This is a genomic window from Bradyrhizobium tropiciagri, assembly GCF_018130505.1.
GTDB lineage: Bacteria > Pseudomonadota > Alphaproteobacteria > Rhizobiales > Xanthobacteraceae > Bradyrhizobium > Bradyrhizobium tropiciagri_B.
Genome location: NZ_JAFCKH010000008.1, coordinates 396884 through 421160, shown reverse-complemented (window position 1 = coordinate 421160; position 24277 = coordinate 396884). Strand labels below are relative to the sequence as shown.

Here is a 24277-nt window from a genome sequence, read left to right as displayed (position 1 = left end):
GCGCCGCCGATCTGGCCGTTATCCCAGACGGATACCTTGCCGTTGTCGTTGACCAGAAGCATGTCGCTCTTGTTGTTGCCGTCGAAATCGCCGGAGCCGACGACATGCCAGCCACCGGAGATGGTGCCGGCGGGGGCAATGACGTGCGCGCCGCCGATCTGGCCGTTATCCCAGATCGAAGCCTTGCCGTCGTCGTTGACCCAGTTGATGTCGTCGTGGAAATTGCCGTCGAAATCGCTGCGCGTCACCGGTGCGAAGGCAAAATCGTCGGCAACGAGATTGGCTTTGGTCACGTTCTGCAGCGTGAGCGTATCGCCGTTGCCGAAGTTGAAGACGGTGTCGGAGCCGACCTGGCTGGCGAACGCTAGCGCGTCGGTGACATTGTGAATGCCGCCAAATCCGACCAGGCTGATCCTGTCGCCAAGGCCGACTCCTCCCGCGAAGTCGGTGACGATATCGGCCCCGCTGCCGGGAGCGTAGACGAAGGTGTCGCGGCCGAGGCCGCCGGTCATCGTGTCGGCGCCAACCCCGCCGTCCAGCGTGTCGTTGCCGCTATCGAAGGCCGTCGAGGTGCCGAAAGCATTGGCGTAAAGGTCGACGCCGTCATCGCCAACGAGGAAGTCGTTGCCTGCGCCGCCGGCCAGATAGTCGTCGCCATTCTGGCCGACGAGCCGGTTGTCGTTGTTGTCACCGGTGATCCAGTCGTTGAATTCACTTCCGACCACGCCTTCGATGTTGGTGATGGTGTCGGTGGTCCCGAAACCGTCCAAAGCGGTGTGTGTCGCGAGATTGACCGTGACGCCCGACGGTGAGCCTCGATAGACCACCCGATCGAGCAGGCCGCCGCCGCCGTTGATGTTGTCCTTGCCGGCATCGCCGTAGAATTGCTCCGCCTGCGCGCCATCGCTGCCGATCAGGGTGTCATCGAAGCGCGAGCCGAGTACGCCGTTCACCCCGCTAAGGGTGTCGACGCCGACATTGGCCGCGTCGCCGGGCGCGGTCGACTGCCCGATGCCGGTCTGGAGATTGACCGTCACTTCAAAGAGCGCGTTGCTGTACTGGGCCCAGGTGTGGCCATTGCCCATAATGGTGTCATTACCACCTCCGCCTTCGAAGAAGTTGGAGTTGCCGTACGGCCCGTTGAATCCGGCATTTGCGGTGAAGCTGTCAGCGAGGTCGGTTCCTCTGACTCGTTCGATATTGATCAACGTGTCGGTACCGGCGGCTGTACCACCGGGCTGGTCGGTAACAGTTGAGATCGTGTCGAGTACGATCACCACACCGGTGTTCACTAGCCCCGGTGCATTGGGAGCATCGTAGCGGGCCAAATTGAAGTCAAAATTGTTGATCGCTTCTGTCGACCCTGTGAGGGTATCGTTGCCGCCCTGTCCGAAAAACTGAAAAAAGCCACGCGCGCCGGCGGCCGAAATCGTGTCGGCGAAATCCGAGCCGCGGACCGCATTGACAGCGTTGATATGATCTGGGCCGACCAATCCGGCAAAAGAGTCGACGCCGATCCCCGCTGCATCGCCCGCAGCGGTGGAATGCGCGTTACCCGTCAGAAGATCAACGGTCACTCCGCCGGTCGCTGCGCTATATGCAACCCGAGTAGAGCCGTTGCCGACTATGACATCATTGCCGCCCAGCCCTTCGAACTCCAAAAGGCCCTGGACCTTACTGGGATCGAAACTCGACGTGACAGTGTAGCTGTCGGCAAAAGCGCTGCCACGGATCATTTCGACATTAACGAGGACGTCGCTGCCAACGGAGGCATCACCAGTCACAGTCGCGGTCGCCGACATGATGGCTGTTATGCCGGCGGTTGCGGTGTGATAACTCGCAGTATCAAATCCACCGCCGCCGTCGATGACGTCGTTGCCGCCATTGCCGACGATGAAGTCGTTCCCCCCGTTGCCCGTCAACGCATTGACGGCACCATTCCCGACCAGGACATCGTTGAAGTCCGAACCGGTCAGATTCTGGATATTGTTGTAGGTGTCTCCTGCAGCCTCGCCCGTATTGCTCGCCGCGTTGACAAGATCCGCGCGCACGCCGGCCAGCGCGTTGTCGTAGGAGACCATGTTGGTCCCCCCGCCGCCGGCGAAGGCGTCACCTCCAGGGCCGCCGACGAAGAAATCATCGCCCGCGAAGCCGGTGAACGTATCGGCATTCTGGAAGATCACATGGAACGCGGACTTGGTGTTGGGCGAGGTGACCACGTCAACCAGTGAGGCACTGAGGCCCGTCACGGTCTCGTGGACGACTGTTTGGTCGAAGTTGATGCGATCGATTTCCGAGATCGTGCCGCCGGTCGGCGTGGTCCCATTATATGTAAAGCCCGTGCCGATGATCCGCGTCAGGGTTCCATCCGAATTGATGAGAACCATCGATGTGCTGGTCTGGGTGACCGGGACAACCGTATTGATGCTGACGTTGTACCAGGCGATTCCGGACGGAACGGCTGTTGCGGTATGCGTATAGGTAGCCATTGATGCTCTTCCAAAAATGAATAGTTCTTGCTGGCGATGAGTTGGCGGCGGAGATCACCGGCTATGGCGGCGCGCGCGGCCGGGTGGCCCGCTCAGCTGCAAGTGCCGTCGCGCGATGGTCGATCGATCTCGACGGTGTCATCCCCGGGCGGCCCCCTCGAACGGTCAGTACCAATCCCGCCATTTGGCGTGATCGAGCAGCCCCAACTGTTGAGGTGTCATTGCCAGCCGAGTGCCCAGCGAAAATCGGTGCTAGTGGTCCGTCGGCTCAGATGAAATGAGTGCACTCAAAAGTTGTGGCTTGGAAAACGTCTTCGTAGATGGTCTTTTTAAGTAGTGTGTCGATAGATTTCTCAATGTGTCGTTAGATTTCGCAATGATGCAAATTGTATCTGCCCTGTCAATCAGACCAATGGTTGTTCACAAGGCTCCCTTCTGTTGGAACCTGCCAACTTGTCTTTGCGATGTCATGTGGGGCTTGGCGTCGATGCCGTGACGTTCGAGGACGTCGACAGACACGCGAAGAATGAAAGAGGCCGCAGGCCGCAGCATGATGCTAAGCCGCGGCTTACGCGCGCGGAGCAGATCAGCGTGAGCGAGCGGTGGCTTGGACAAGCCACCGCTCGCCGGCGTCAGTGGATCACGGCCGGTCGAGACCGGACGACCGCCTCACACGATGTGCCAGTCATTGGGAACGACGCCGGCACTGGCAACGATGTGCGCGCCGCCGATCTGGCCGTCGTCCCAGATCGACATCGCCGAATTGTCGTTGCGCCAGACGATGTCGCTCTTTCCGTTGCCGTCATAGTCGCCGATGTCGGCAAAATGCCAGCCACCGGAAATCGTGCCGGCGGGCGCGATGAAGTGCGCGCCGCCGATCGCGCCGTTGTCCCAGATCGACGCCCTGCCGTTGTCGTTGACGAGCAGGATGTCGCTCTGGCCGTTGGCATCGAAGTCACCGGTACCGGCGAAATGCCAGCCGCCGGCGATGGTGCCGGCCGGGGCGATGATGTGCGCGCCGGCGACCTGGCCGTTGTCCCAGATCGACGCCTTGCCGTTGTCGTTGAACAGCAGGATGTCGCTCCGGCCGTTGCCGTCGAAATCACCGGTGCCGGTAATATGCCAGCCGCCGGCGATGGTCCCGGCGGGCGCGATGATGTGCGCGCCGCTGAGCGAGCCATTATCCCAGATCGACGCCTGGCCGTTGTCGTTAACCCACAGGATGTCGCTCTTGCCATTGCCGTCGAAGTCGCCGGTGGCCGCAAAATGCCAGCCACCGACGATGGTGCCGGCGGCAGCAATGATGTGCGCGCCGCCGATCTGGCCGTTATCCCAGACGGATACCTTGCCGTTGTCGTTGACCAGAAGCATGTCGCTCTTGTTGTTGCCGTCGAAATCGCCGGAGCCGACGACATGCCAGCCACCGGAGATGGTGCCGACAGGAGCGATGACGTGCGCGCCGCCGATCTGGCCGTTGTCCCAGATCGATGCCCGGCCGTCGTCATTGACCCAGTTGATGTCGTCACGGAAGTTGCCGTCGAAATCGCCGCGCGTCACCGGCGCGAGGCCAAAATCGTCCGCAACGAGATTGGCCTTGGTCACGTTTTGAAGAGTGAGCGTGTCGCCGTTGCCGAAGTTGAAGACGGTGTCGGAGCCGACCTGGGTCGCAAACGCAAGCGCGTCGGTGACATTGTGAATGGCACCGAATGCGACCAGGCTGACCCTGTCGCCAAGGCCGACGCCTCCCGCGAAGTCGGTGACAGTATCGGCCCCGTAACCCGGAGCGTAAACGAAGGTGTCGCGGCCTAGCCCGCCAGTCATCGTGTCGGCACCGGTGCCGCCGTCCAGCGTGTCATTGCCGTTGTCGAAGCTCGTTCCGCCGTTCCCGAAGGCGTTGGCGTAAAGATCCACGCCGTCATCGCCGACGAGGAAATCATTGCCGGCGCCACCGGTCAGATGGTCGTCGCCGTTCTGGCCGATCAGCCGGTTGTCACCACTGTCGCCGGTGATCCAGTCGTTGTATTCGGTGCCGACCACGCCTTCGATGTTGGTGATCGTGTCGGTCCCGCCGAAGCCATCGGATGCGGTGTGCGTCGCGAGATTGACGGTGGCACCCGCCGGCGAGCCCCGATAAACCACCCGATCGAGCAGGCCGCCGCCGCCATTAATATTATCGTTGCCGGCATCGCCGTAGAACTGCTCGGCCTGCGCGCCGTCGCTTCCGATCAGGGTGTCGTCGAAGCGCGAGCCGAGAATGCCATTCACGCCGCTGACGATGGTGTCCATGCCGACGCCTGCCGCATCGCCTCCGGCGGTCGACTGCCCGACGCCGGTCTGGAGATTGACCGTCACGGCAGCGAGCGCATTGCTGTACTGGGCCCAGGTGTGGCCATTGCCCGTGATGCTGTCGTTGCCGCCCATGCCTTCGAAGAAGTTCGAGTTACCGTATTGCCCGTTGAACCCGGCATTCGCGGTGAAGCTGTCGGCGAGGTCGGAGCCTCTGATACGTTCGATATTGATCAGCGTATCGTTACCGACGGCGGTGCCGCCGGGCTTGTCAGTCGCGGTTGAGACGGTGTCGAGCACGACAACGACGCCGGTGTTCACCAGGCTGGCCGCGGCAGGGTAATCGTAGCGAGCCACATTGTAGTCGAAGTTGTTGATCCCCTCCGTCGAGCCGATGATAGTATCGTCGCCGCCAAGCCCGAAGAGCTGGAAGAAGCCACGCGCGCCTGCGGCCGTGATGGTATCGTTGAAATTCGAGCCGCGCGCGCCATTCACCGCATTGATTTGATCCGGACCGATCAGCCCGGCGAACGAGTCGACGCCGATCCCCGCCGCATCGCCGGCGCCGATGGAATGCGCGTTGCCGGCCAGCAGATCGATACTCACGCCGCCCGTCGCAAGCCCGTAGGCGACCCGCGTAAAGCCGTTTCCGGTAATTGTGTCGTTGCCGCCCAGGCCTTCGAACTCGTTGTAGCCCCCGGATTCTCCGACAAAACTCGTGGTGGCGGTGAAGCTGTCGGCGAAGTTGCTGGCTCTGATTTGTTCGACGCTGATGAGCGTATCGGTGCCGACATTGCCGGTCACGGTCGACGAAGCCGACAGTACCGCCGTAATGCCGGCGGTTGCGGTCTGGTAACTCGAGGTGTCGAATCCGGCTCCGCCATCGAGGAGATCGCTGCCTGCGCCGCCGCCCAGGAAGTCGTTGCCCTTGCCGCCTCTCAGCACATTGTCGGCGCCATTCCCGAGCAGTGTATCGTTGAAGTCCGAACCGATCAGATTCTGGATACCGCTGTAGGTATCTCCCGCAGCCTCTCCGGTATTGGTCGCGGGGGTGGCGAGATCTGCGCGCACGCCTGCCAGCGCGTTGTCGTAGGATACCGTGTTGATCCCACCGCCGCCGGTGAAGGTATCGCCTCCGGGGCCGCCGACGAAGAAATCATCGCCCGCGAAACCGTTGAACGTGTCGGCATTCTGGAAGATCACGTGGAACGCGGACTTGGTGCTGGGCGCGGTGACGACGTCAACCAGCGAGGCGCTCAGCCCCGTCACCGTTTCATGGATGGTTGCGCCGTCGAAGCTGGTGCGGTCGATCTCCGAGATCGTGCCGGCGGTCGGCGTGTTCCCGATATAGGTGAAGCCCGTGCCGATGATCCGCGTCAGGGTCCCATCCGAGTTGATGAGAACCATCGTGGTGCTGGTCTGGGTGACAGGGACAGTCGTATTGATGCCGACATTGTACCAGGCGACCCCGGACGGAACGGCTGCTGCTGTGTGCGTATAAGTGGCCATTGTTGCGCTCCCAAAAAAATCGATGATCCAAATTTTTGCTGACGATGAATGAGCGGCTGAGATCGCCGGTTATGGCGGCGCGCGCGGTTGAGCGGCCCGCTCCGGTCCAGGCGCCGTCGCGCATTGCTTGATCGGTCTCGGTGCCATCCCCCGGCCGCCCCTCAAATGGTCGCGCCAATCCCGCCATTCAGCGAAGTCGAGCAGCCCCAACCATGAGGTGGCATTGCCAGCCGAGTGCCTCACGAAAATCCGTGTGCGAGGCCCATCGCCGGCCGAGATGAAATTGAATGCACCTAAAAGTTGAGGTGTAGAAACTCAAAAGTTGAGGTATAGAAAAAGGCTTCTTGAAAAACTTTTAGAAAATATGTCCGCAGATTTCTTAATGATGCAAATTGTAGCTATTATGTCAATCAGCTCGTGTTCGCCGATCGAGGTGATCGCATGACGCGAGCGCCGCCGATGTCGGTGCGCTCACTGTCTGCACGCAACGGTTGAGTTTTCATTCCTGAGGGCAGGGCGGACGGCGCGAGGCCGCCGGAATCAGGCCGGGACGCGGCCGCCGAAGAACGGCGTCAGCGCGGCGCTCAGCGTGTGCGGGCGCTTCGAGGTGAAGATCATCTCGGCGCCGGCGGTGTCGCTCTCGGTGCCGGGCGCGCCGAGCAGGTCGGAGACGCGACGGGCGATCGCGGGCGCCGGATCGATCCAGTCGACCGGCCAGGGTGCCAGCTTCGTCAAGCGATCCAGCAGCAGCGGATAGTGCGTGCAGGCGAGCACGACGGTGTCGGTGCGGCCGGGGTCGGCGGGGCCGTTGCCGACGAAGCAGGGGGCGAGCTCGGTGGCGATGTCCTCGTCCCGCACGGCCTGGCCGCTGAGCGCAGCCTCCGCCAGTGAGGCGAGCTCGCCGGAGCCGACCAGGGTGACCTCGCAGCCCTGCGCGAAGTCCGAGATCAGCTTGCGGGTGTATTCGCGCTTCACCGTGCCACGGGTGCCGAGCACCGACACGCGCCGGGTCTTCGACGAGGCGCAAGCCGGCTTGATCGCCGGCACGGTGCCGACGAAGGGCACGGAATAGGCGTCGCGCAGATCCGCCATCACGATCGTGGAGGCGGTGTTGCAGGCGATCACGACGAGGTCGGGCGCATGCGCCTCGATCAATTCGCCGATCAGCGGCACCACGCGGGCGACGATCTCGTCCTCGCCGTGGTGGCCATAGGGGAAGAACGCGTCGTCGGCGACATAGACGTAATGCGCGTCTGGCCGGGTGCGAACGATCTCGCGCAGCACGGTGAGGCCGCCGAGGCCGGAATCGAAGACAAGGATGGTGGGGGGAGTGGACACGCCGGGCAGATTATCCGATCCGGGGTTACGATTCAGTTGTTTTTGCCGGTCGGGCGCACAAGGCGGTGAAGGCAGGGAATTTCATATGGCCTTGGCCGATACCTGCCACTATCACGCCAAGGCATTGCCATGGCATGCAAAATCCGGACGACCGCAGGGGATGGATCAGACATGATGCGAAACAGTTCGACCGGCTGGGGCTGGCTCGCCCGCGCGTTCCACTGGGTGCTGGGCGCGGCCATTATCGGCATGCTGGCTTATGGCTGGTGGATGAACCACATGGCGGCGCGGCCGGACCGCTTGTTCTACCGCTCGATCCACGCCGATATCGGCTATCTGGTGCTGCTGCTCACCGTGCTCCGGCTGCTCTGGCGCGGCATCAATCCGACGCCGGCGCTGCCGGCGGAGACGCCCGCCTGGCAGCGGATCGCCGCCCGCGTCAGCCACGGGGCGCTCTATGCCGTCACCATCCTGGTCGCGGTGCTGGGCTGGGCGCATTCCGGCGCCCATACGCCGGACTATTCCAGCTTCTTCGGCCTGTTCCACGTTCCGCAGATCACTTCGCCGGACAAGGCCACGGCGCAGGCCTATGAGGACCGCCACATCCTGTTCGCCTATGTGCTGCTCGCGCTGGTTGCGTTGCATCTCGCGGCGGTCGCGTTCCATCATTTCATCAGGCGCGACCGCGTTGCAGCGCGGATGATCGGTGAGGAGCAGGCCGGGCGCGCCAGCTAGATCGGCAGGGTGAACCTGCGATCATTTTTCCGCGCTCTCCCTCTGATTGTATCTTGCGCAAGAAGCAATTTCAGGCAAGCATGCTGCTTTTGCAGATTTTTGTCGCGGACGCATCATGGCAAAAAACATTGTCCTTCTGTCCGACGGGACGGGAAACAGTTCAGCGAAAGTTCTGAAGACCAACGTCTGGCAGACGTTTCAGGTTCTGGACCTGCGCGACCCGACGAGGCAGATTGCATTTTACGACGACGGTGTCGGCACGTCCTCGTTCAAGCTGTTCGCGATCCTCGGCGGCGTCTTCGGCTTCGGCCTGAAGCGCAACGTGATCGCGATCTACAGCTTTTGCTGCCGCAACTATCAGGCGGGCGACCAGATCTACTGCTTCGGCTTCAGCCGCGGCGCCTTCACCATCCGGATCGTTGCGGGCCTGATCGCCGCCCAGGGGATCGTCGCCTACAACAACAACGAAGCCGATCTTGCGCGCTTCGCAGCCGATGCCTATCGCGCCTACCGGCGGCGTTACAGCGGAGGAATCGTCAAGGCGCTTGGCCGCGTGGGCATCGACCTGCGCGGCATCAGGGATTTCGGCATTCGCAGCTGGCGCCGGCTGTGGGGCCAGGCCGTCGAGGCGCCGCCGGCCAAGCCCGTTGATAGCATCCGCTTCGTCGGGATCTGGGATACGGTCGACGCCTATGGCGGGCCGATCCAGGAGATGACCCGCGCGATCGACTATTGGGTCTGGCCGCTGTCGATGCCGGACCATTTCATGAGCGCCAAGATTCATCGGGCTTGCCATGCGCTGGCGCTGGAGGACGAGCGCGATGCATTTCATCCGGTGATCTGGGACGAGCGTTATGTCCGCGCCAACGCGACCGTCGCGAACCGGACGAAAACCAGCTGGCTGTTCGACATCAACCACGACCCGCGGCCGCCGGCGATGCAGCTGGCCGACCCGCTGCCGCATCTGCGTACTGACCTGCCGCTCGCCGATCGCGAGCGCATCAGCCAGGTGTGGTTCACCGGGGTCCACTCCGATATCGGCGGCGGGTATCCGCAGAACGGCCTGTCCTACGTCACGCTTGACTGGATGCTGGACCGCGCCAAGCCCTATGGGCTGCGCTACCTCGACGAGCAGCGCGAGATCATGGTCAATCCGCTGATTGATCCGACCGACAAGCTCAACGATTCCCGCAAGGGGCTTGCAGGCTATTACCGCTACAAGCCGCGCAACGTGCTCGATATCTACCACGAGCCGTCCTACAAACTGTCGGTGCGCGCGGATATGCAGCGCATCTGGCGGCTGCTGCGCCACCAGGACGATCCGCAGACCGAGATCCTCAACGACCTGCATCCGTGCGTGCCGCGGCCGGTGCGGCCGGTGCCGACGCCGATCATCCATCATTCGGTGTTCGACCGCATCCGCGACGGCACCGACCGCTACGCGCCGGTGGTCATTCCGCGAACCTACAAGCTTGCCGACGTAACCGGGGCAGCGGTCGCGGGGCCGTGCGCGCCGCCCGACCTCGGCGAGCTACGGTCTCATGTGCAGGATGATGTCTGGAATTGGGTCTGGTTGCGGCGCGTGGTGTATTTCCTGACCGCGTTCGCCACCGCTTTCATCGCCTTCATCCCTTATTTCGTGATCTATGCACCGGGCTTCGGGCACGACACGGTCGGGCCTTCGATCAATCCGATCATCAACGCCGGCGCCTCGTTTCTGCCCGGGTTCCTCGATCCCTGGTTCGTCGCGTTCCGCAACGCGCCGGGCTTCGTCTTGATCGGGGTGATCGCTGTCGTCGCGTTGCTGTATTGGGGCGCCGTCTTGCAGCAGAAAGTCCGCGACGTCGCGCGGATCGCCTGGCATGCGCCGCAGGATTATCCCGAGCTCGCCGGTTGGCGCGCCTTCGTCTACTGGCTGCGCCGGTGCGGCTGGTACAGGGCGGCGTTCTATATCCTGACGCACTGGATTCTGCCGACGCTGATCATGTGGTGGCTGTTTTGGTGGCTCGCCTTCGGCGCCGCCAACACGCTCGGACTGGTCTGCAAGGGAACCGGCGGCGTGCTGGTCGAGGCAACGTCGACGGCGGTCACGCCGATGGACACCGCGAATGCCTGCAATGCCACGGGACTGCGCGTACTGCAGGACGAGGTCTATCAGGTTACGCTGACAATCGAACAGCCGTGGAAGGACTCCACGATCGAGACCGATCCCAACGGCTTCGGCAACGCTCGTGCTTCATTCGCGCAGATGCTGGGCTGGCCCTACAAGCGCCTGATCTGGTCGAACTGGTTCGCGACCATTCTCCGGGTCGGCGGTCCCGGCTTCGAGGAGCATCTGCTGCGGCTGGAGCAGAAGGATGGCGCGTGGACGACCACCTTCGTGCCGCGGGCGACCGGCGAGGTGTTTCTCTATGTCAATGACACCGTGCTCAGCCTGCCGTGGATCTATAATTATTTCTACCGCGCGAACAATTACGGCACGGCCAAGGTGACGATCGAAAAGCTTCCCAAGCCGGCCGCCACCTGATGGTGGCGGCGATGATACGGGCTGTGACGGGAGGCTAGCCCGCCGGCATCTGCTTCTCGACCAGGCGCGCCCAATAGGAGGCGCCGTGGCCGAGGATGTTGTCGTTGAACTTGTAGGCGGGGTGGTGGCACATCGGGCCTTCGCCCATGCCGAGGAACACGAAGGCGCCGGGGCGCGCTTCCAGCATGAAGGCGAAATCTTCGGCGCCCATCACCGGCACCAAATTCTCGTTGACGCGGTCGGCGCCGACCACGTCGCGGGCGACCTCGGCGGCGATGCCGGCCTCGCGCGCATGGTTCAGTGTCACCGGATACATGCGGCCGTAGTGCGTGTCGGCCGATCCGCCATAGGCGCGAGCGATGTTGGCCGCGACCTCGCCGATGCGGCGCTCGACCAGATCGCGCACATCGGGGTCGAGCGTGCGCACGGTTCCGCCCAGGGTCACCGTCTCCGGGATCACGTTGAACGCGTGACCTGCTTCGAACATCGTGATCGAGATGACGGCCGATTTGAGCGGATCGACATTGCGCGACACGATCGACTGCAGCGCATTGATGATCTGGGCGCCGATCAGGACGCTGTCGACCGCCTCATGTGGCGCGGCACCGGCGTGGCCACCCTTGCCGTGCACGACGATCCGCAGCGTGTCCGAGGAGGCGAGCATCGGACCCGGCGTTGTCGCGAAATGGCCTTCGGGCAGGCCCGGCATGTTGTGCAGACCGTAGACCTCCTGGATGCCCCAGCGGGTCATCAGCCCGTCGTCGACCATCGCCTTGCCGCCGGCGCCGCCTTCCTCGGCCGGCTGGAAGATCACGATCGCGGTGCCGTCGAAATTGCGGGTCTCGGTAAGGTATTTCGCGCCGCCCAGCAGCATCGCGGTGTGGCCGTCATGGCCGCAGGCATGCATTTTGCCGGGGACCTTCGAGGCGTAAGGCACGTCGGCGGCCTCTTCGATCGGCAGCGCGTCCATGTCGGCACGCAGGCCGATGACCCTGTTGGACGTGTTCTTGCGGCCGCGGATCACGCCGACCACGCCGGTGCGCCCGATCCCTGTCACCACCTCGTCGCAGCCGAACTCCCGCAAGCGATCGGCGACGATGCCGGCGGTGCGATGCACCTCGTAGAGCAGTTCGGGATTCTCGTGAAAGTCATGGCGCCAGGCGGCCATTTCATCCGAGAGGGCGGCAACGCGGTTGACGATCGGCATGGGTGGGGTCCGTTTCTTCTGGCGAGTTTGCGAGGTAGTCAGCGTAGCGCAACCGGCCGCGATGTCACGCGGGAAGCGGGCCGCGATTCTCGGGCCCGTAGCCCGGATGCAGCGCAGCGCAATCCGGGGCCGGTCGTGCAACGGGCGGGGCGGCCCCGGATTACGCTTCGCTTCATCCGGGCTACGAAGCGCCTACGCTTCCCCGAACACCCGCTCGAAGATCGTGTCGACGTGCTTGAGGTGATAGCCGAGGTCGAACTTCTCCTCGATCTCGGCGTCCGTCATGTACTTCTTCACGTCGGCGTCCTGCTTCAGCAGGGTCTGGAAATCGCCTTCGCCGCGCCAGACCGGCATCGCGTTGCGCTGCACGAACTTGTAGGCGTCCTCGCGGCTGGCGCCCTTCTGGGTCAGCGCGATCAGGACGCGCTGCGAATGCACGAGGCCGCCGAGCCGGTCGAGGTTCTTCTGCATGTTCTGCGGATAGACCAGGAGCTTCTCGATCAGGCCGGCGAGGCGGACCAGCGCGAAGTCGAGCGTCACGGTGGCGTCGGGGCCCATCATCCGCTCGGCCGAGGAATGCGAGATGTCGCGCTCGTGCCAGAGCGCGACGTTCTCCAGCGCCGGCGTCACATAGGCGCGCACCATGCGCGACAGGCCGGAGAGGTTTTCCGACAGCACAGGGTTGCGTTTGTGCGGCATCGCCGAGGAGCCCTTCTGGCCCTCGGAGAAGAACTCTTCGGCTTCCAGCACCTCGGTGCGCTGCATGTGGCGAACCTCGACGGCAAGGCGGTCGACCGAGGCGGCGATCACGCCGAGGGTGGCAAAATACATCGCGTGGCGGTCGCGCGGGATCACCTGGGTCGAGATCGGCTCCGGCCGCAGGCCCATCGCCTTGGCGACGTGGGCTTCGACCCGCGGATCGATCTGCGCGAAGGTGCCGACCGCACCCGAGATCGCGCAGGTCGAGATCTCCTCGCGCGCGGCGACCAGGCGGGCGCGGGCGCGGGCGAACTCGGCATGGGCGTAGGCGAGCTTGAGGCCGAAGGTGACAGGCTCGGCATGGATGCCGTGCGAGCGGCCGATGGTCGGCGTCATCTTGTGTTCGAAGGCGCGGGTCTTCAGTGCCGCCAGCACCCGGTCGAGGTCGGCGATCAGGAGGTCCGCGGCGCGCTTGAGCTGGACGTTGAGGCAGGTATCGAGCACGTCGGACGAGGTCATGCCCTGATGCACGAAGCGCGCCTCGGGGCCGACGATCTCGGCGAGGTGGGTCAGGAAGGCGATCACGTCGTGCTTGGTCTCGCGCTCGATCTCGTCGATCCGCGCGACGTCGAAGGTGGCGTCCTTGGCCTTGGCCCAGATCGTCTTGGCGGCTTCCTTGGGGATCACGCCGAGCTCGGCCAGCGCGTCGGCGGCATGCGCCTCGATCTCGAACCAGATCTTGAAACGCGTCTGCGGCTCCCAGATGGAGGCCATTTCCGGGCGGGTATAGCGGGGGATCATCGACAACTCCGAAGCGGGCAGGGAGGCGCAAAGGCCGCTCCCGGCCGATTTGTTTTTTACGCCGTGCTTTAGCAAATCGGGGTCGGCGAGGCCACCAAAACGGGGCTCCCGGAGGGGGAAAACCGGGTGTTTCGAGGGGAAAATCCGATCGGGCAGCGGGCTCCGGCTTCGCCTCGCCCCGCCTGCGGGGAGAGGCCGGAACGCATCGCCGGATGCGTTCCGGGTGAGGGGGACTCTCCGCGAGTCGGCTGGCACCGTCGATGCGGAAGCAGCCCCTCACCCCAACCCTCTCCCCGCAAGGGCGGGGCGAGGGAGCGGGTGGATCGTAGCCCGGATGAGCGAAGCGATATCCGCGGGTTTGCAACCAGGCCCCGGGTATCGCTTCGCTCACCCGGGCTACGGGCGGTGCTACAGATTAGCCAGCCCGCACTCCACGGCCAGCCGCACCAACTGGGCGTCGGTGCGCATGCCGGTCTTGGCCTTGATCAGATAGTGGTAGTTCTGCACGGTCTTGGTGCTGAGGTTGAGGTTGCTGGCGATCTGCTCCTTGGTGCTGCCGGCTGCGATCTGGCGCAGTATCTCGATCTCGCGCTCGCCGAGCTGGTCGAGCGCCGATTTGCTCGGGGTCAGGCTGTCCATCGCCAGCACCCGGGCGACGTCGTCGCTCATCGCGTGCTCGCCGCGCGCAACCGCGCGGATCGCGGCGATCAATTCGGCCGGCTCGCTGCCCTTGGTGACGAAACCGCTGGCACCGGCACCGAACGCCGCCTTCACTTGCGCCGCCTCGCTATGCATGCTGAAGACGAGGACGCGGGCGTCGGCATCGCGGGCGCGGATGTTTCTGATAGCCTCCAGCCCGCTCGCCCCCGGCATCGAGATGTCCATCACCACCACATCAGGCTGGTGCGACTTGAACGCGCGGTAGGCATTGGCGGCGTTGTCGGCCTCGGCGACGACGTGAAAATCGTCCTGATGCTCGAGCACGCGCCGGTAGCCCTGGCGGACCACCGGATGATCGTCGACCAGCAGAATCGCGATGCCGGCATTCTTCGCGCCAGTCTTGGCGGTGGTCATCTCAGGCGGCGAGCGGAATGGTCGCCGCGACCGACAGGCCGCGGCGGGCGCGCGCGATCGACAGCGAGCCGCCGAGCGCGGCGACGCGTTCGCTGACGCCGGTGAGACCAAAACCCGCCGACTGCGCCACCTGGACCGCATCGCCGCCGCCATCGTCCTCGACGCGGACCAGCAGCGCGTTCTCCGCACCAGTTCGCCGCTCGATCCGCAGCACGATCTCGCGCGCGGCACCGTGGCGCAGCGCATTGGTCAGGCATTCCTGCGCGACGCGGTAGGCGGTGGCCGCGACCGTGCCGCGGACGTCGGCCAGATCGCCCTGCAGATCGAGCTGGATCTGCGGCTGCGTCGCCGCGCGCGAGCGCCAACTGTCGACCAGATCGACCAGGCTGGCCTCCAGGCCCAGCTCTTCGGCCGGCGGATGGCGCAGCCGGTTCAGCGTGTCGCGGAGGCAGGCCATGATGCGGCGCGTCGCCTGCGAGATCATCCGCGCGTCCTGCGCGACCTCGCTCTTGCCGGCACCGTCCCTTGGCGCGCCGGCCTCGATCGTGTTGGCGAAGGCAAGGATCGCGGTGAGGTTCTGGCCGAACTCGTCATGCAGCTCGCGGGCGAGGGCGCGGCGTTCGTCGTCGCGGATCTCGAGCAGGCGTCGGGTCAGCACGGCGCGCTCCTCCTGGGCCTGCGCGAGGCGGTCGCCGAGATCGCCGACGGCCTGGCCGATCATGGCGAGATCCATCGAGCGGAAGCGCGGCAGCGGCGTGCGGTACTCGCCGTCGGCCATCCGCCGCAGCGCCGATACGATCGAGCGGGCCGGCGCCAGCGTATGCGCGATCGCGAGCGAGGCGAGCAGCGCGATGGCGAGCGCCATCAGCAATGCGACGTGGATGTTGTCGAGGATGTGCTGCGAGGCCAGCGCGATCGCGGCATCCGGATCCGGCGTGGCCCGAATGGTTCCCGCGGTGGCCGAGCGGGCGCTGATCGGCCGCTCGACGGTGGCGTGATGGCCGAGCAGCGTCTCGACGGTCGCGGCGAACCAGCGCGGCGGCGCCTTGCCGATCCCCTTGCTCTGGCCGCATAGCGGCTTCTCGAACGCGCCGGCCGGCTCGAACTGCACGCAGATGCCCGGCGCGATCAGCCCCATGGTCTCGATGGTGCGCCAGTCGGGCGCCGGCAGCAGATGTTCGCGCATGCGGTTGCTGCGCAGCAGCAATTCGCGCCAGTACAGCGCCTCGAGCGCCTGCGAGACGCGCTCGGCGGAAGCCTCCGTCGCGCGATCGACGCTGCGATAGGCGTCGACCGTGGCCCACACGGTGGCGGCGCCGAGGCACAGCGCGACGATGACGAGCAGGCGGGCGACCAGTTGAAGCACGAGGCGCATGCGATCCACTCCACGACGCGAGCATGACCCGGAAACGCGCGATGCGGTTTTCCGAAAGGATCGCGCTCCAATCGGCAAAGCGTAACAGCATCGCGGTTCCGGGCCAATTGCAAGCGCGTCACGCCATGCAGATCGGGAAATTTGCCCAACGGAATCTGGGCAGAAGTAATTGGACGGGGACAGGCGCCTCTGGTCTGATGATTGGCGGAACAGTCTGCACAGGGAGCAAACGCAACATGGATGCCAAGGTCGGCGCGGCGACCGCATCGGCGCCTACGGATGCGGGGGAACGCCGGGTCTTGCTGCTCTGGATGATCTTCACCGGGCTATCGATCTTCGCCGCGTTCCTGCTCTGGCGCTACGGGCTGATCCGCCTGATGGTAACGTCCGACCGCACCTACATCTCCAGCGTCATCGCCGCGCTCTACATCGTCACCTGCGTGCATTGCTTCTGGCGGACGCGGGCGATCGCGCGGGAAGGGGAGATCGCGCGCGGCTGCCGCGCAATCCTCGCTGCGCCCGATGGCGCCAGCGCGTTGGCCGCCGATGCGCGCGGGTTGCCGAGTGGGCTCGTCACCGATCACATCAAGAGCCTGGTACAGAAGGCGACCGCGCAGGCCAAGGGTCCGATCGACCAGACACTGCTGCTACGAACGCTGGCCGACCGGCTGCGCGGTTCCAACGGGTTCGGCGCATTCGTGTCCGACACGCTGATGAAGCTCGGCCTGCTCGGCACCATCATCGGCTTCATCATCATGCTGGCGCCGATCGCGACCCTCGATGCCGCCGACAAGGTCGCGATGAAATCGTCGATGGGGCTGATGAGCGACGGCATGGCGGTCGCGATGTACACGACGCTGGCCGGACTGATCGGATCGATCCTGGTCCGGATCCAGTATTACATGCTCGATTCCGCCACGCAGAAGGTGTTTTCCGATACTGTCGTGCTGACCGAGACGCATGTCACGCCGGCGCTGGAACGCGGGCTCGGAACTCGGTCATGATGGACGAGTTCGGCCTCTATCCGCGCGAGGAGCCGTTCGATCCCCTCGGCGTCATGCTGTTCAAGGCGCTGCAGGTTGTTGCCTTCCTGTTCTTCCTGGCGCTACTGGCGGTGTCGCCGGATTCCAAGGACGGCAAGATCGAATCCAAGGCGGAGTTCATCATCACGATGGACTGGCCGGACAACCACCCCGACGATCTCGACCTGTTCGTGCAGGACCCCGCCGGCAACATCGCCTGGTACCGGCATCGCGAGGCCGGCTTCCTGACGCTCGACCGCGACGACCGCGGCGGCGCCAACGACTTCATCGTGGTCAACGGCAAGAAGATCGCCTCGCCGATCCGCGAGGAGATCGTCACGGTGCGCGGCATCGTTCCCGGCGAATACACTGTCAACATCTCGCATTTCGCCGCGACCACCGGCCAGCCGGTCGAGGCCAGCATCAAGGTGCAGAAGCTCAATCCGGTGGCGCAGGTGATCTTCGACAACAAGCTCACCCTCGATCACACGGGCGACGAGAAGACCGCGGTGCGGTTTCGCCTCGACGCCGAGGGCAAGGTGATCAATGTCGACCAGCGGCCGAAATCACTGCTCGAGACGTTCCGCGGCGCCTGGCGCAACGGCGCCGATATCGATCCGAAGACCGGGGTGAGGGTGCTGCGCCGTGACTAGCTTTCAGTCGGTGATCTTCACGCTCGCGGTTGCCTATGCGGTGGTCGGCGCGCTGCTGCTGATTGTGCTGGTCTATGCGCGGCTGCACTGGTCGCTGAAGGCGCTGGCGATCGTCGTGACCAGCGCGTTCTATGTCGTCAGCTTCGGCGGCATGCGCGGGCTGCTCGGCTGGGCCACGACGGACCGGCTGCCGGCCAACTTCAAGCTGCTGCACACGCGGATCGTCGAGCCGCATTCGCTGGAGGGCGATCCCGGCGCGATCTACCTCTGGGTCGAGGAGCTTGACGAAGACAATCGGCCGAGCGCGGTCCCGCGCGCGTTCCGCATTCCCTATAGCGACGCCCTCGCCGAACAGGCCCACGCCGCGGACAACGAGATCAAGGCCGGTCACGCCCAGGGCGGGCGGGCCGCGGATTTCGGCGGCGGCGACGGCACCATCATGGACTTCGTCAGGGAGTACATCACGCCCAAGACGATCCTGGAGACATCAGGCGGGGATTCCTCGACCGGCGTGTTCGTGCCCCCGCCGGCGGGCGCGCAGACATCCGTCTTCACCCCGCTGCCGCCGCCCCGGATGCCGCCCAAGGACGCGCTGCAATGAGAATGATGCGCAGCAATGAAAATGGCAGAGAAATAGGGATCACCCATAATCAGTCAGCCGGGTGGACAGTAGTCATCCGGAATCCCATTGCGGCGCCAATTGGGTGTAATCTTGTCGATAACCGGGGCTAGATTTCATCCCCAAGGCATTTTCCCGGCAAAGGGGCCGCTGCGTGAGGCGGCCCCTTTCGATTCCTGGAACCCCCAATCAAAGACCGGCACTGCGGAACCCGAGCCATCCCGGGCGGTCAGTTCACAGAATATTGTCTGACAGATATTGAAATCTGTCAGCGCGATGGTGTATATACTCATCAGCCCTAAGGGAGGAGGGCGCCTAATCGGATGTTCCGGCGGTTCGGCCGGGATGTTCGGCCTGATTTGATTACCTCGAAGGACTACCTCCATGACGATAGAAATCTTCCAATTGACCGCCCAGATTCAACAGTGGCTCAATCTTCGCGTCGCCCGCCATTTGGCAGCTCAGGCCGCCAAATTCACCCGCGGGCAGGACAGCGAGAACCAGACGACGGTGAACGCATGAACGAGGCGGTAGTTTTGACCCCCGAGCGGATCCTCGAAGCAACCGAGGATGTTCTGCGGCGCTTCGGGCTCGCCAAGGCTACCGTCGTTGATGTCGCCCGTGCGCTGGATGTCAGCCACGGCAGCGTCTACCGCCACTTCCCCAGCAAGGCCTCGCTGCGTGACGCGGTTGCCAAGCGTTGGCTCGACCGGGCCAACGAGCCGCTGTGCAAGCTTGCGGCCTCCGATGGCCCGGCACCGGAGCGGCTGGAGAAATGGCTGCGCACGATGTTCGCCATCAAGCAAAAGAAGGTCTGCGACGATCCTGAGATGTTCGCGACCTATCTCGCGCTCGCCCAAGAGGCCCGCGAGGTGGTGGAAGCCTACAAGGACAAGCAGGTCGACCTGGTCGCGAAGATCCTGTCCGACGGTGTCGCGCAGGGCGTGTTCGAGATCGAAAATGTCAAGGCGACCGCGCGCGCCGTGTTCGACGCCACCGTCCGCTATCATCACCCGGCGCATGCCGAGGAATGGGCCAAGCCCGAGTGCCCGTCGCGCATCGATGCGCTGATCAGCCTGCTGCTGAAGGGTCTGCGGGCCTGCAAGCAGTAAGCACTGCCGGCGATCTGGTCGCCCGTGATTTTCCGTAGCCTGTTTGGGGCATGCGCCCCTATGCAGTTTGTGCCAAACTTAACCAATCAGGATTTTGCACTCCTTCCTGGGGCTAGGGCCAACGCCGTCCGCATGCATTCCGAGCGGGCGGCGTTGTGCTGTCTGGACCCCTGAACGAAAAGAACCCCGGAGCGGTGAAGCCCCGGGGTCAGTTGTCCTATGACCTAATAAAAATCGGGGCGTGAACCCGACGATTCCATCCTTAACAGGCTGGGTTCCACGTGGCATCAGCAATTGCCACTTTTTCCCGATTTTATTTTTTTCCACAGTCTGCGCCGCTTCGTGCCCTCACCGGGGCGGCACCCGCAGCGCACAACGCTCCATCCATTCGCGCCATGCCGCCATCGGCGCAATTGCGGGCAGGGGGCGGCGCATGCTTGATGCCGGTGGGGATCGATTTGTCCTCTTGCTCAACCACCGCCGGATGACGATGCGCCTCGCGCTCTTTGCGGACATTCACGCCAACCGGCAGGCCTTCGCCGCCTGCCTCGACGCCGCGCGTGCGCGTGGCGCCGAGCGGCTGGTCTGTCTCGGCGACATCGTCGGCTATGGCGCCGATCCGGAATGGGCGGTCGACACGGTGATGGACCTCGTTGCCGATGGCGCGCTCGCGGTGCGCGGCAACCATGACCATGCGATCGGCATGCCGAGCGACAGCATGAACGACGATGCGACGGCCGCGATCGACTGGACCCGCGGCCGGCTCAATGCAGAGCAGAAGTCGTTCCTCGCCGGCCTGCCGCTGCAACGGGACGACGACAATCGTCTCTATGTGCACTCCGAAGCGTCGGACCCGGCGCGATGGCGCTATGTCCGCGACACCGCCGACGCCGCGCGCAGCATGATGGCAACCGGGCTGCGGATCACGTTCTGCGGCCACATCCACCGGCCCGGCCTATATTCGATGTCCTCGGCGGCGAAGATGACAAGCTTCGTTCCGACCTCGGGCATCGCCGTGCAACTGCTGACGGGGCGACGCTGGCTCGCGGTGCTCGGCTCGGTCGGCCAGCCGCGCGACGGCGACCCGGCCGCGTCGTTCGCGATGTTCGACACCGACAGCCGCGAGATCACCTATCTGCGCGTGCCCTACGACATGGAGACCGCGGCGGCGCGGATCAGGGCGAACGGCCTGCCGCACTGGCTCGCCGATCGCCTGCTGATCGGCAGGTGACGCAAATGGCCGCGCTCAAGATGCAGCCGGGCGCGGAGATCGATGGCTTCACCGTCGGCGAACAGGTGCATCGCGGTGGCATGGCGACGCTGTGGACCGTCACGCATCCCGGCATCAATGTTCCGCTGCTGATGAAGGTGCCGCTGGTGTCCGAGGGCGAAGATCCGGCGGCGATCGTCAGCTTCGAGATGGAGCAGATGATCCTGCCGCGGCTGTCCGGGCCGCATGTTCCAGCGTGCTTCGGCACCGGCGACTTCGAGCGACAGGCCTATGTGGTGATGGAGCGCATCCCCGGCCAGACGCTCTACAAGCGGCTCGGCGAGCTGCCGCTGCCGTATGACGAGGCGAGGGCCATTGCCGGCAAGGTTGCCGCCGCGCTCGCAAGCCTGCACCGGCAGAATGTCATCCATCACGACATCAAGCCCAGCAGCGTCATGTTCCGCGGTCACGGCGAGGCGGTGCTGATCGACTTCGGCCTGTCGCATCACAAGCATCTGCCCGACCTGCTGCAGGAGGAGTTCCGCCTGCCGTTCGGCACTGCGCCCTACATGGCGCCGGAACGCCTTCTCGGGGTGCGCGACGATCCGCGCAGCGATCTGTTTTCGCTCGGCGTGCTGCTGTACTTCTTCACCACGGGCGAGCGGCCGTTCGGCGAGAGCGAGACCTTGCGCGGCATGCGCCGGCGGCTGTGGCGCGATCCGTATCCGCCGCGCTGCCTCAGGGAGGACTATCCGCTCTGGCTGCAGGAGATCGTGCTGCGTTGCCTGGAGATCGATCCCGCCGCGCGCTATCCGACCGCGGCACAACTCGCCTTCGATCTCGCGCATCCGGACCAGGTCAAGCTCACCGCGCGGTCGCGGCGACTCACGCGCGATTCGATCGCAACGGTCTGGCGCCGCCGCTTCAATCTCGGCGCGGTGCAGCCGCAGCCGAAATCCGATGTCGCGGCCCAGCTCGCCTCGAGCCCGATCGTCATGGTTGCGCTCGACATCGCCGAAGGTTCCGATGCGCTGGACGAGGCCATCCGCGTCACCGCCGAGCGCGTGATGTCGACCTCGCCGTCGGCGCGGCTCGCCTGCGTGAACGTGTTGAAGCTCAATCGCCTGGCGATCGACCGCACCCTCGACGAGCAGGGCCAGAACAAGCATGTCGACCGCCTGGTGGCGCTTCAGCACTGGGCGCGGCCGTTCCGCCTCGAAGACAACAGGCTGACCGTGCATGTGCTGGAGGCGATCGATCCCGCGGCCGCGCTGCTGGAATTCGCCGCGGTCAATCTGGTCGATCACATCATCATCGGTGCGCGGCAGAACTCGATGATGCGGGCGCTGCTCGGCAGCGTCTCCGCCAAGGTCGCGTCCGAAGCGCCGTGCACGGTCACCGTGGTGCGGCCGTCACGGCTGACGGTGCAGGACGAGAGTGAGGGAACTGCGGAACAAGACGATGCGTCAGCCGTCACGCCGCCGGGAATGTTCTGATGGTTCGGTTCCTCGCGGTCGGCCGTGATTATGCCCGGCGCGGAAGGATGTAGTTGACCCGCACGCGGACCGGCAGCCGCGTGACATAGCAGCGCCGTGCAACCACGGCGGCATTCAGCCCAAACCACAGAGCGACGACAGTGCAGACAGCGATCAGCGTCATGATGCGTGCCTCCCCGAAATTTATTTCTTAGGGAGATTTGTGCATCGGAATGGCCGAGTCTGTGAAGCCCCGATGACGCGGCGGCCCCGCAGAAATGTTGTGCATGTGGCAAAGCAGCAGCAGAGTGTGCGCCGCACTTGCAGGCACGGCGCGCACCTTTGTCATCGCATGACGATCAGATTGCCTCTCCGCGCGCCTGTGCCGCCGCATTGCGTATCGCGGAGATGTTGGTCTTGTAGGCGTCCAGCGTTCCGCCCTTGAATACCGCCGAGCCCGCCACGAAGGCGTTAGCGCCGGCAGCGGCGAGCTCGCCCGCGACGTCGGGCGCGACGCCGCCGTCGACCTCGATGTCGATCGGGCGGCCCGCGGTCATCGCCCTGATGTCACTGATCTTGCCGATCGCCGAGCGGATGAAGGCCTGGCCGCCGAAGCCGGGATTGACCGACATGACGAGCACGAGATCAATCAAATCGAGCACATATTCGATCGCGCTCGCCGGCGTTGCCGGATTGATCGAGACGCCGGCCTTCTTGCCGAGCGCGCGGATCGCCTGCAGCGAGCGGTGCAAATGCGGCCCGGCCTCGGCATGCACGGTGATGTGGTCGCAGCCGGCCTTGGCGAAGGCCTCCAGATAGGGGTCGCAGGGCGAGATCATCAGATGCGCGTCGAAGATCTTCCTGGTGTGCGGCCGCATCGCCTTGATGACGTCGGGGCCATACGAGATGTTGGGAACAAAATGTCCGTCCATCACGTCGAGGTGGATCCAGTCGGCGCCGGCCTGGTCGACGGCACGGACCTCCTCGCCGAGCTTGGAGAAATCCGACGCCAGGATCGACGGAGCGATGACGAGGGGACGCGGGGTGAATGACGCAGTCATAAGCGCTGTTCCGAAAGTCTTGCGGGAGCGACGGGTGGTTTCCGCCTAACATGCAGACGCGCGGCGGGCAATCCGGGCGCAGGCGCTGCTGGAAGCGGAAAAATCTGCCGCGGCGGCAGCTCTTGCCGGGTACGCGGAACCTGGATCGACGCCGGAAACCGCAATTTCATTGGGTTTTTCGCATGGCATGGCGCTTGCTGGAACGTCGGCAGCATTGAGCCGCCGTGCGCGGCGTTGTCTGGAGTATTGCCATGTTGTTTGCCCTCGGCGCCGCCTCGTCGGCGATTGACCTGCTGAGCTCGCTGATGTCGTCGAAGTCGTCTTCGGCGGCGAAGACGCAAACGACCGGCACGACCCAGGGGACCGGCCTGTTCGATCCCTCGGCGGCCACTTCGACCTCGGCCGGCACCAGCACCAGCGTCGGGTCGGGCAGCGGCTTCGCACAGATCTCGCCGGAGACGATGAGCGCGCTGCTGTCAGCGCAAAGCCAGTCGCAGGCGTCGGGTTCGGCCAGCACGACCCCGACCAGCCGCTCGGACGCGCTGAAGGACCTGTTCTCCCAGATCGACGCCGACGGCGACGGCAAGATCACCCAGTCCGAATTCGAGAGCGCACTCGGCGCCGGCGGCACCAATGTCGCGCAGGCCGACGATGTGTTCGGAAAGCTCGACGCCAATGGCGACGGCAGCGTTAGCCTCGACGAGATGTCGCAGGCGCTGCAGGGGCACAAGGGCGGCGGCCATCATCACCATCACATGGCGAGCGGATCGGCTGACGGCTCCGGCGGCAGTTCCGGCTCCGATCCGCTGATGCAGGCGCTCGACGGCGCGAACTCGACCTCGGTGACCAACAGCGACGGCTCGACCACGACCACGACGACCTATGCCGACGGCTCCAAGGTGTCGATGACGACGCCGGCGGCGGCCTCGGCCAGCAGCAACGCGACCTCGTCGTACAATTTCATCGAGCAGCTGATCCAGCGCCAGTCGCAGGCAATCTCCGCGCAGGCAAGCGCATCGGTGTCGGTCAGCGCGTAAAGTGCTGAGATGGTCTGACCGCGCGCGCTTCGCCTCGCCCCGCCTGCG

Annotated in this window: 19 protein-coding genes; 10 read left to right on the top strand and 9 right to left on the bottom strand. The window is 64.6% G+C overall.

The window, feature by feature from the left end:
- The 3 genes from JQ633_RS22495 to murI form a co-directional block, all read right to left on the bottom strand.
- Positions 1-2489: beta strand repeat-containing protein (locus JQ633_RS22495; protein ID WP_211987246.1), on the bottom strand; the 2489-nt coding region annotated here is incomplete at its 3' end.
- 669 nt (positions 2490-3158) lie between these two features.
- Positions 3159-6284 carry an FG-GAP-like repeat-containing protein gene (locus tag JQ633_RS22490; RefSeq protein ID WP_211987245.1) on the bottom strand — a complete coding sequence of 1042 codons (3126 nt, stop codon included), beginning with the start codon at positions 6282-6284 and terminating at the stop codon, positions 3159-3161.
- Positions 6285-6824: 540 nt separating this feature from the next.
- Positions 6825-7622, bottom strand: a complete 798-nt coding sequence (gene murI / locus JQ633_RS22485) for a glutamate racemase (RefSeq protein ID WP_211987244.1) — start codon at positions 7620-7622, stop codon at positions 6825-6827.
- Positions 7623-7793: 171 nt separating this feature from the next.
- Between murI and JQ633_RS22480 the strand changes: the two genes are divergently transcribed.
- Positions 7794-8357, top strand: coding sequence for a cytochrome b (locus JQ633_RS22480; protein ID WP_211987243.1), 564 nt, complete (start codon positions 7794-7796; stop codon positions 8355-8357).
- 115 nt (positions 8358-8472) lie between these two features.
- Positions 8473-10884, top strand: a complete 2412-nt coding sequence (locus tag JQ633_RS22475) for a DUF2235 domain-containing protein (protein WP_211987242.1) — start codon at positions 8473-8475, stop codon at positions 10882-10884.
- 34 nt (positions 10885-10918) lie between these two features.
- Here the strand turns inward: JQ633_RS22475 and JQ633_RS22470 are convergent, their stop codons facing one another.
- The 4 genes from JQ633_RS22470 to JQ633_RS22455 form a co-directional block, all read right to left on the bottom strand.
- Positions 10919-12091, bottom strand: a complete 1173-nt coding sequence (locus JQ633_RS22470) for a M20 aminoacylase family protein (RefSeq protein WP_211987241.1) — start codon at positions 12089-12091, stop codon at positions 10919-10921.
- Positions 12092-12283: 192 nt separating this feature from the next.
- Entirely contained in the window at positions 12284-13591 is a 1308-nt protein-coding gene (purB, locus tag JQ633_RS22465; RefSeq protein ID WP_211987240.1) for an adenylosuccinate lyase, read from the bottom strand.
- Positions 13592-13999: 408 nt separating this feature from the next.
- Complete coding sequence (locus JQ633_RS22460) at positions 14000-14665, bottom strand: response regulator (protein ID WP_211987239.1); 666 nt, start codon at positions 14663-14665, stop codon at positions 14000-14002.
- A 1-nt stretch (position 14666) separates the two neighbouring features.
- Positions 14667-16040, bottom strand: coding sequence for a sensor histidine kinase (locus tag JQ633_RS22455; RefSeq protein ID WP_211987238.1), 1374 nt, complete (start codon positions 16038-16040; stop codon positions 14667-14669).
- Between the two features lie 236 nt (positions 16041-16276).
- On the opposite strand from JQ633_RS22455, the gene JQ633_RS22450 reads away from it, so the two are divergent.
- The 7 genes from JQ633_RS22450 (at position 16277) to JQ633_RS22420 (ending at position 22152) form a co-directional block, all read left to right on the top strand.
- Entirely contained in the window at positions 16277-17044 is a 768-nt protein-coding gene (locus JQ633_RS22450; RefSeq protein WP_211987237.1) for a MotA/TolQ/ExbB proton channel family protein, read from the top strand.
- A complete protein-coding gene (locus JQ633_RS22445; RefSeq protein ID WP_211987236.1) occupies positions 17041-17715 on the top strand; it encodes a hypothetical protein in 675 nt (224 codons plus the stop codon). The genes JQ633_RS22450 and JQ633_RS22445 overlap by 4 nt, the downstream gene beginning before the upstream one ends.
- Positions 17708-18316, top strand: coding sequence for a hypothetical protein (locus tag JQ633_RS22440; RefSeq protein WP_211987235.1), 609 nt, complete (start codon positions 17708-17710; stop codon positions 18314-18316). Before JQ633_RS22445 ends, JQ633_RS22440 begins: the two co-directional genes overlap by 8 nt.
- A 402-nt stretch (positions 18317-18718) precedes the next feature.
- On the top strand, positions 18719-18856 hold the full coding sequence (locus tag JQ633_RS22435) for a hypothetical protein (RefSeq protein WP_211987234.1): 138 nt from the start codon (positions 18719-18721) through the stop codon (positions 18854-18856).
- Entirely contained in the window at positions 18853-19446 is a 594-nt protein-coding gene (locus JQ633_RS22430) for a TetR family transcriptional regulator (protein WP_211987233.1), read from the top strand. Before JQ633_RS22435 ends, JQ633_RS22430 begins: the two co-directional genes overlap by 4 nt.
- Before the next feature lie 490 nt (positions 19447-19936).
- Positions 19937-20677 carry a metallophosphoesterase family protein gene (locus JQ633_RS22425; protein WP_211987232.1) on the top strand — a complete coding sequence of 247 codons (741 nt, stop codon included), beginning with the start codon at positions 19937-19939 and terminating at the stop codon, positions 20675-20677.
- A gap of 5 nt (positions 20678-20682) precedes the next feature.
- Positions 20683-22152 carry a serine/threonine protein kinase gene (locus JQ633_RS22420; RefSeq protein WP_211987231.1) on the top strand — a complete coding sequence of 490 codons (1470 nt, stop codon included), beginning with the start codon at positions 20683-20685 and terminating at the stop codon, positions 22150-22152.
- A 28-nt stretch (positions 22153-22180) separates the two neighbouring features.
- Here JQ633_RS22420 and JQ633_RS35450 read toward each other — a convergent pair whose 3' ends face one another.
- Both JQ633_RS35450 and rpe read right to left on the bottom strand, forming a co-directional pair.
- The gene (locus JQ633_RS35450) at positions 22181-22315 is read right to left on the bottom strand and encodes a hypothetical protein (RefSeq protein WP_283812801.1); all 135 of its coding nucleotides are present in this window, start codon (positions 22313-22315) and stop codon (positions 22181-22183) included.
- A 175-nt stretch (positions 22316-22490) separates the two neighbouring features.
- Positions 22491-23192 carry a ribulose-phosphate 3-epimerase gene (gene rpe, locus JQ633_RS22415; protein WP_211987230.1) on the bottom strand — a complete coding sequence of 234 codons (702 nt, stop codon included), beginning with the start codon at positions 23190-23192 and terminating at the stop codon, positions 22491-22493.
- Positions 23193-23443: 251 nt separating this feature from the next.
- Here rpe and JQ633_RS22410 point away from each other — a divergent pair, with 251 nt between their 5' ends.
- Entirely contained in the window at positions 23444-24229 is a 786-nt protein-coding gene (locus tag JQ633_RS22410) for an EF-hand domain-containing protein (RefSeq protein WP_211987229.1), read from the top strand.
- Positions 24230-24277: the final 48 nt, after the last annotated feature.

What these genes read in the sequence shown, in the direction of transcription:
- JQ633_RS22455 (WP_211987238.1), bottom strand. Translation starts at nt 16,040, where the DNA reads ATGCGCCTCGTGCTTCAACTGGTCGCCCGCCTGCTCGTCATCGTCGCG.
- JQ633_RS22450 (WP_211987237.1), top strand. Translation starts at nt 16,277, where the DNA reads ATGGATGCCAAGGTCGGCGCGGCGACCGCATCGGCGCCTACGGATGCG.
- JQ633_RS22435 (WP_211987234.1), top strand. Translation starts at nt 18,719, where the DNA reads ATGACGATAGAAATCTTCCAATTGACCGCCCAGATTCAACAGTGGCTC.
- JQ633_RS22430 (WP_211987233.1), top strand. Translation starts at nt 18,853, where the DNA reads ATGAACGAGGCGGTAGTTTTGACCCCCGAGCGGATCCTCGAAGCAACC.
- JQ633_RS22490 (WP_211987245.1), bottom strand. Translation starts at nt 6,284, where the DNA reads ATGGCCACTTATACGCACACAGCAGCAGCCGTTCCGTCCGGGGTCGCC.
- purB (WP_211987240.1), bottom strand. Translation starts at nt 13,591, where the DNA reads ATGATCCCCCGCTATACCCGCCCGGAAATGGCCTCCATCTGGGAGCCG.
- JQ633_RS22410 (WP_211987229.1), top strand. Translation starts at nt 23,444, where the DNA reads ATGTTGTTTGCCCTCGGCGCCGCCTCGTCGGCGATTGACCTGCTGAGC.
- JQ633_RS22470 (WP_211987241.1), bottom strand. Translation starts at nt 12,091, where the DNA reads ATGCCGATCGTCAACCGCGTTGCCGCCCTCTCGGATGAAATGGCCGCC.
- rpe (WP_211987230.1), bottom strand. Translation starts at nt 23,192, where the DNA reads ATGACTGCGTCATTCACCCCGCGTCCCCTCGTCATCGCTCCGTCGATC.
- JQ633_RS22420 (WP_211987231.1), top strand. Translation starts at nt 20,683, where the DNA reads ATGGCCGCGCTCAAGATGCAGCCGGGCGCGGAGATCGATGGCTTCACC.
- JQ633_RS35450 (WP_283812801.1), bottom strand. Translation starts at nt 22,315, where the DNA reads ATGACGCTGATCGCTGTCTGCACTGTCGTCGCTCTGTGGTTTGGGCTG.
- JQ633_RS22445 (WP_211987236.1), top strand. Translation starts at nt 17,041, where the DNA reads ATGATGGACGAGTTCGGCCTCTATCCGCGCGAGGAGCCGTTCGATCCC.
- JQ633_RS22475 (WP_211987242.1), top strand. Translation starts at nt 8,473, where the DNA reads ATGGCAAAAAACATTGTCCTTCTGTCCGACGGGACGGGAAACAGTTCA.
- JQ633_RS22425 (WP_211987232.1), top strand. Translation starts at nt 19,937, where the DNA reads ATGCGCCTCGCGCTCTTTGCGGACATTCACGCCAACCGGCAGGCCTTC.
- JQ633_RS22480 (WP_211987243.1), top strand. Translation starts at nt 7,794, where the DNA reads ATGATGCGAAACAGTTCGACCGGCTGGGGCTGGCTCGCCCGCGCGTTC.
- JQ633_RS22460 (WP_211987239.1), bottom strand. Translation starts at nt 14,665, where the DNA reads ATGACCACCGCCAAGACTGGCGCGAAGAATGCCGGCATCGCGATTCTG.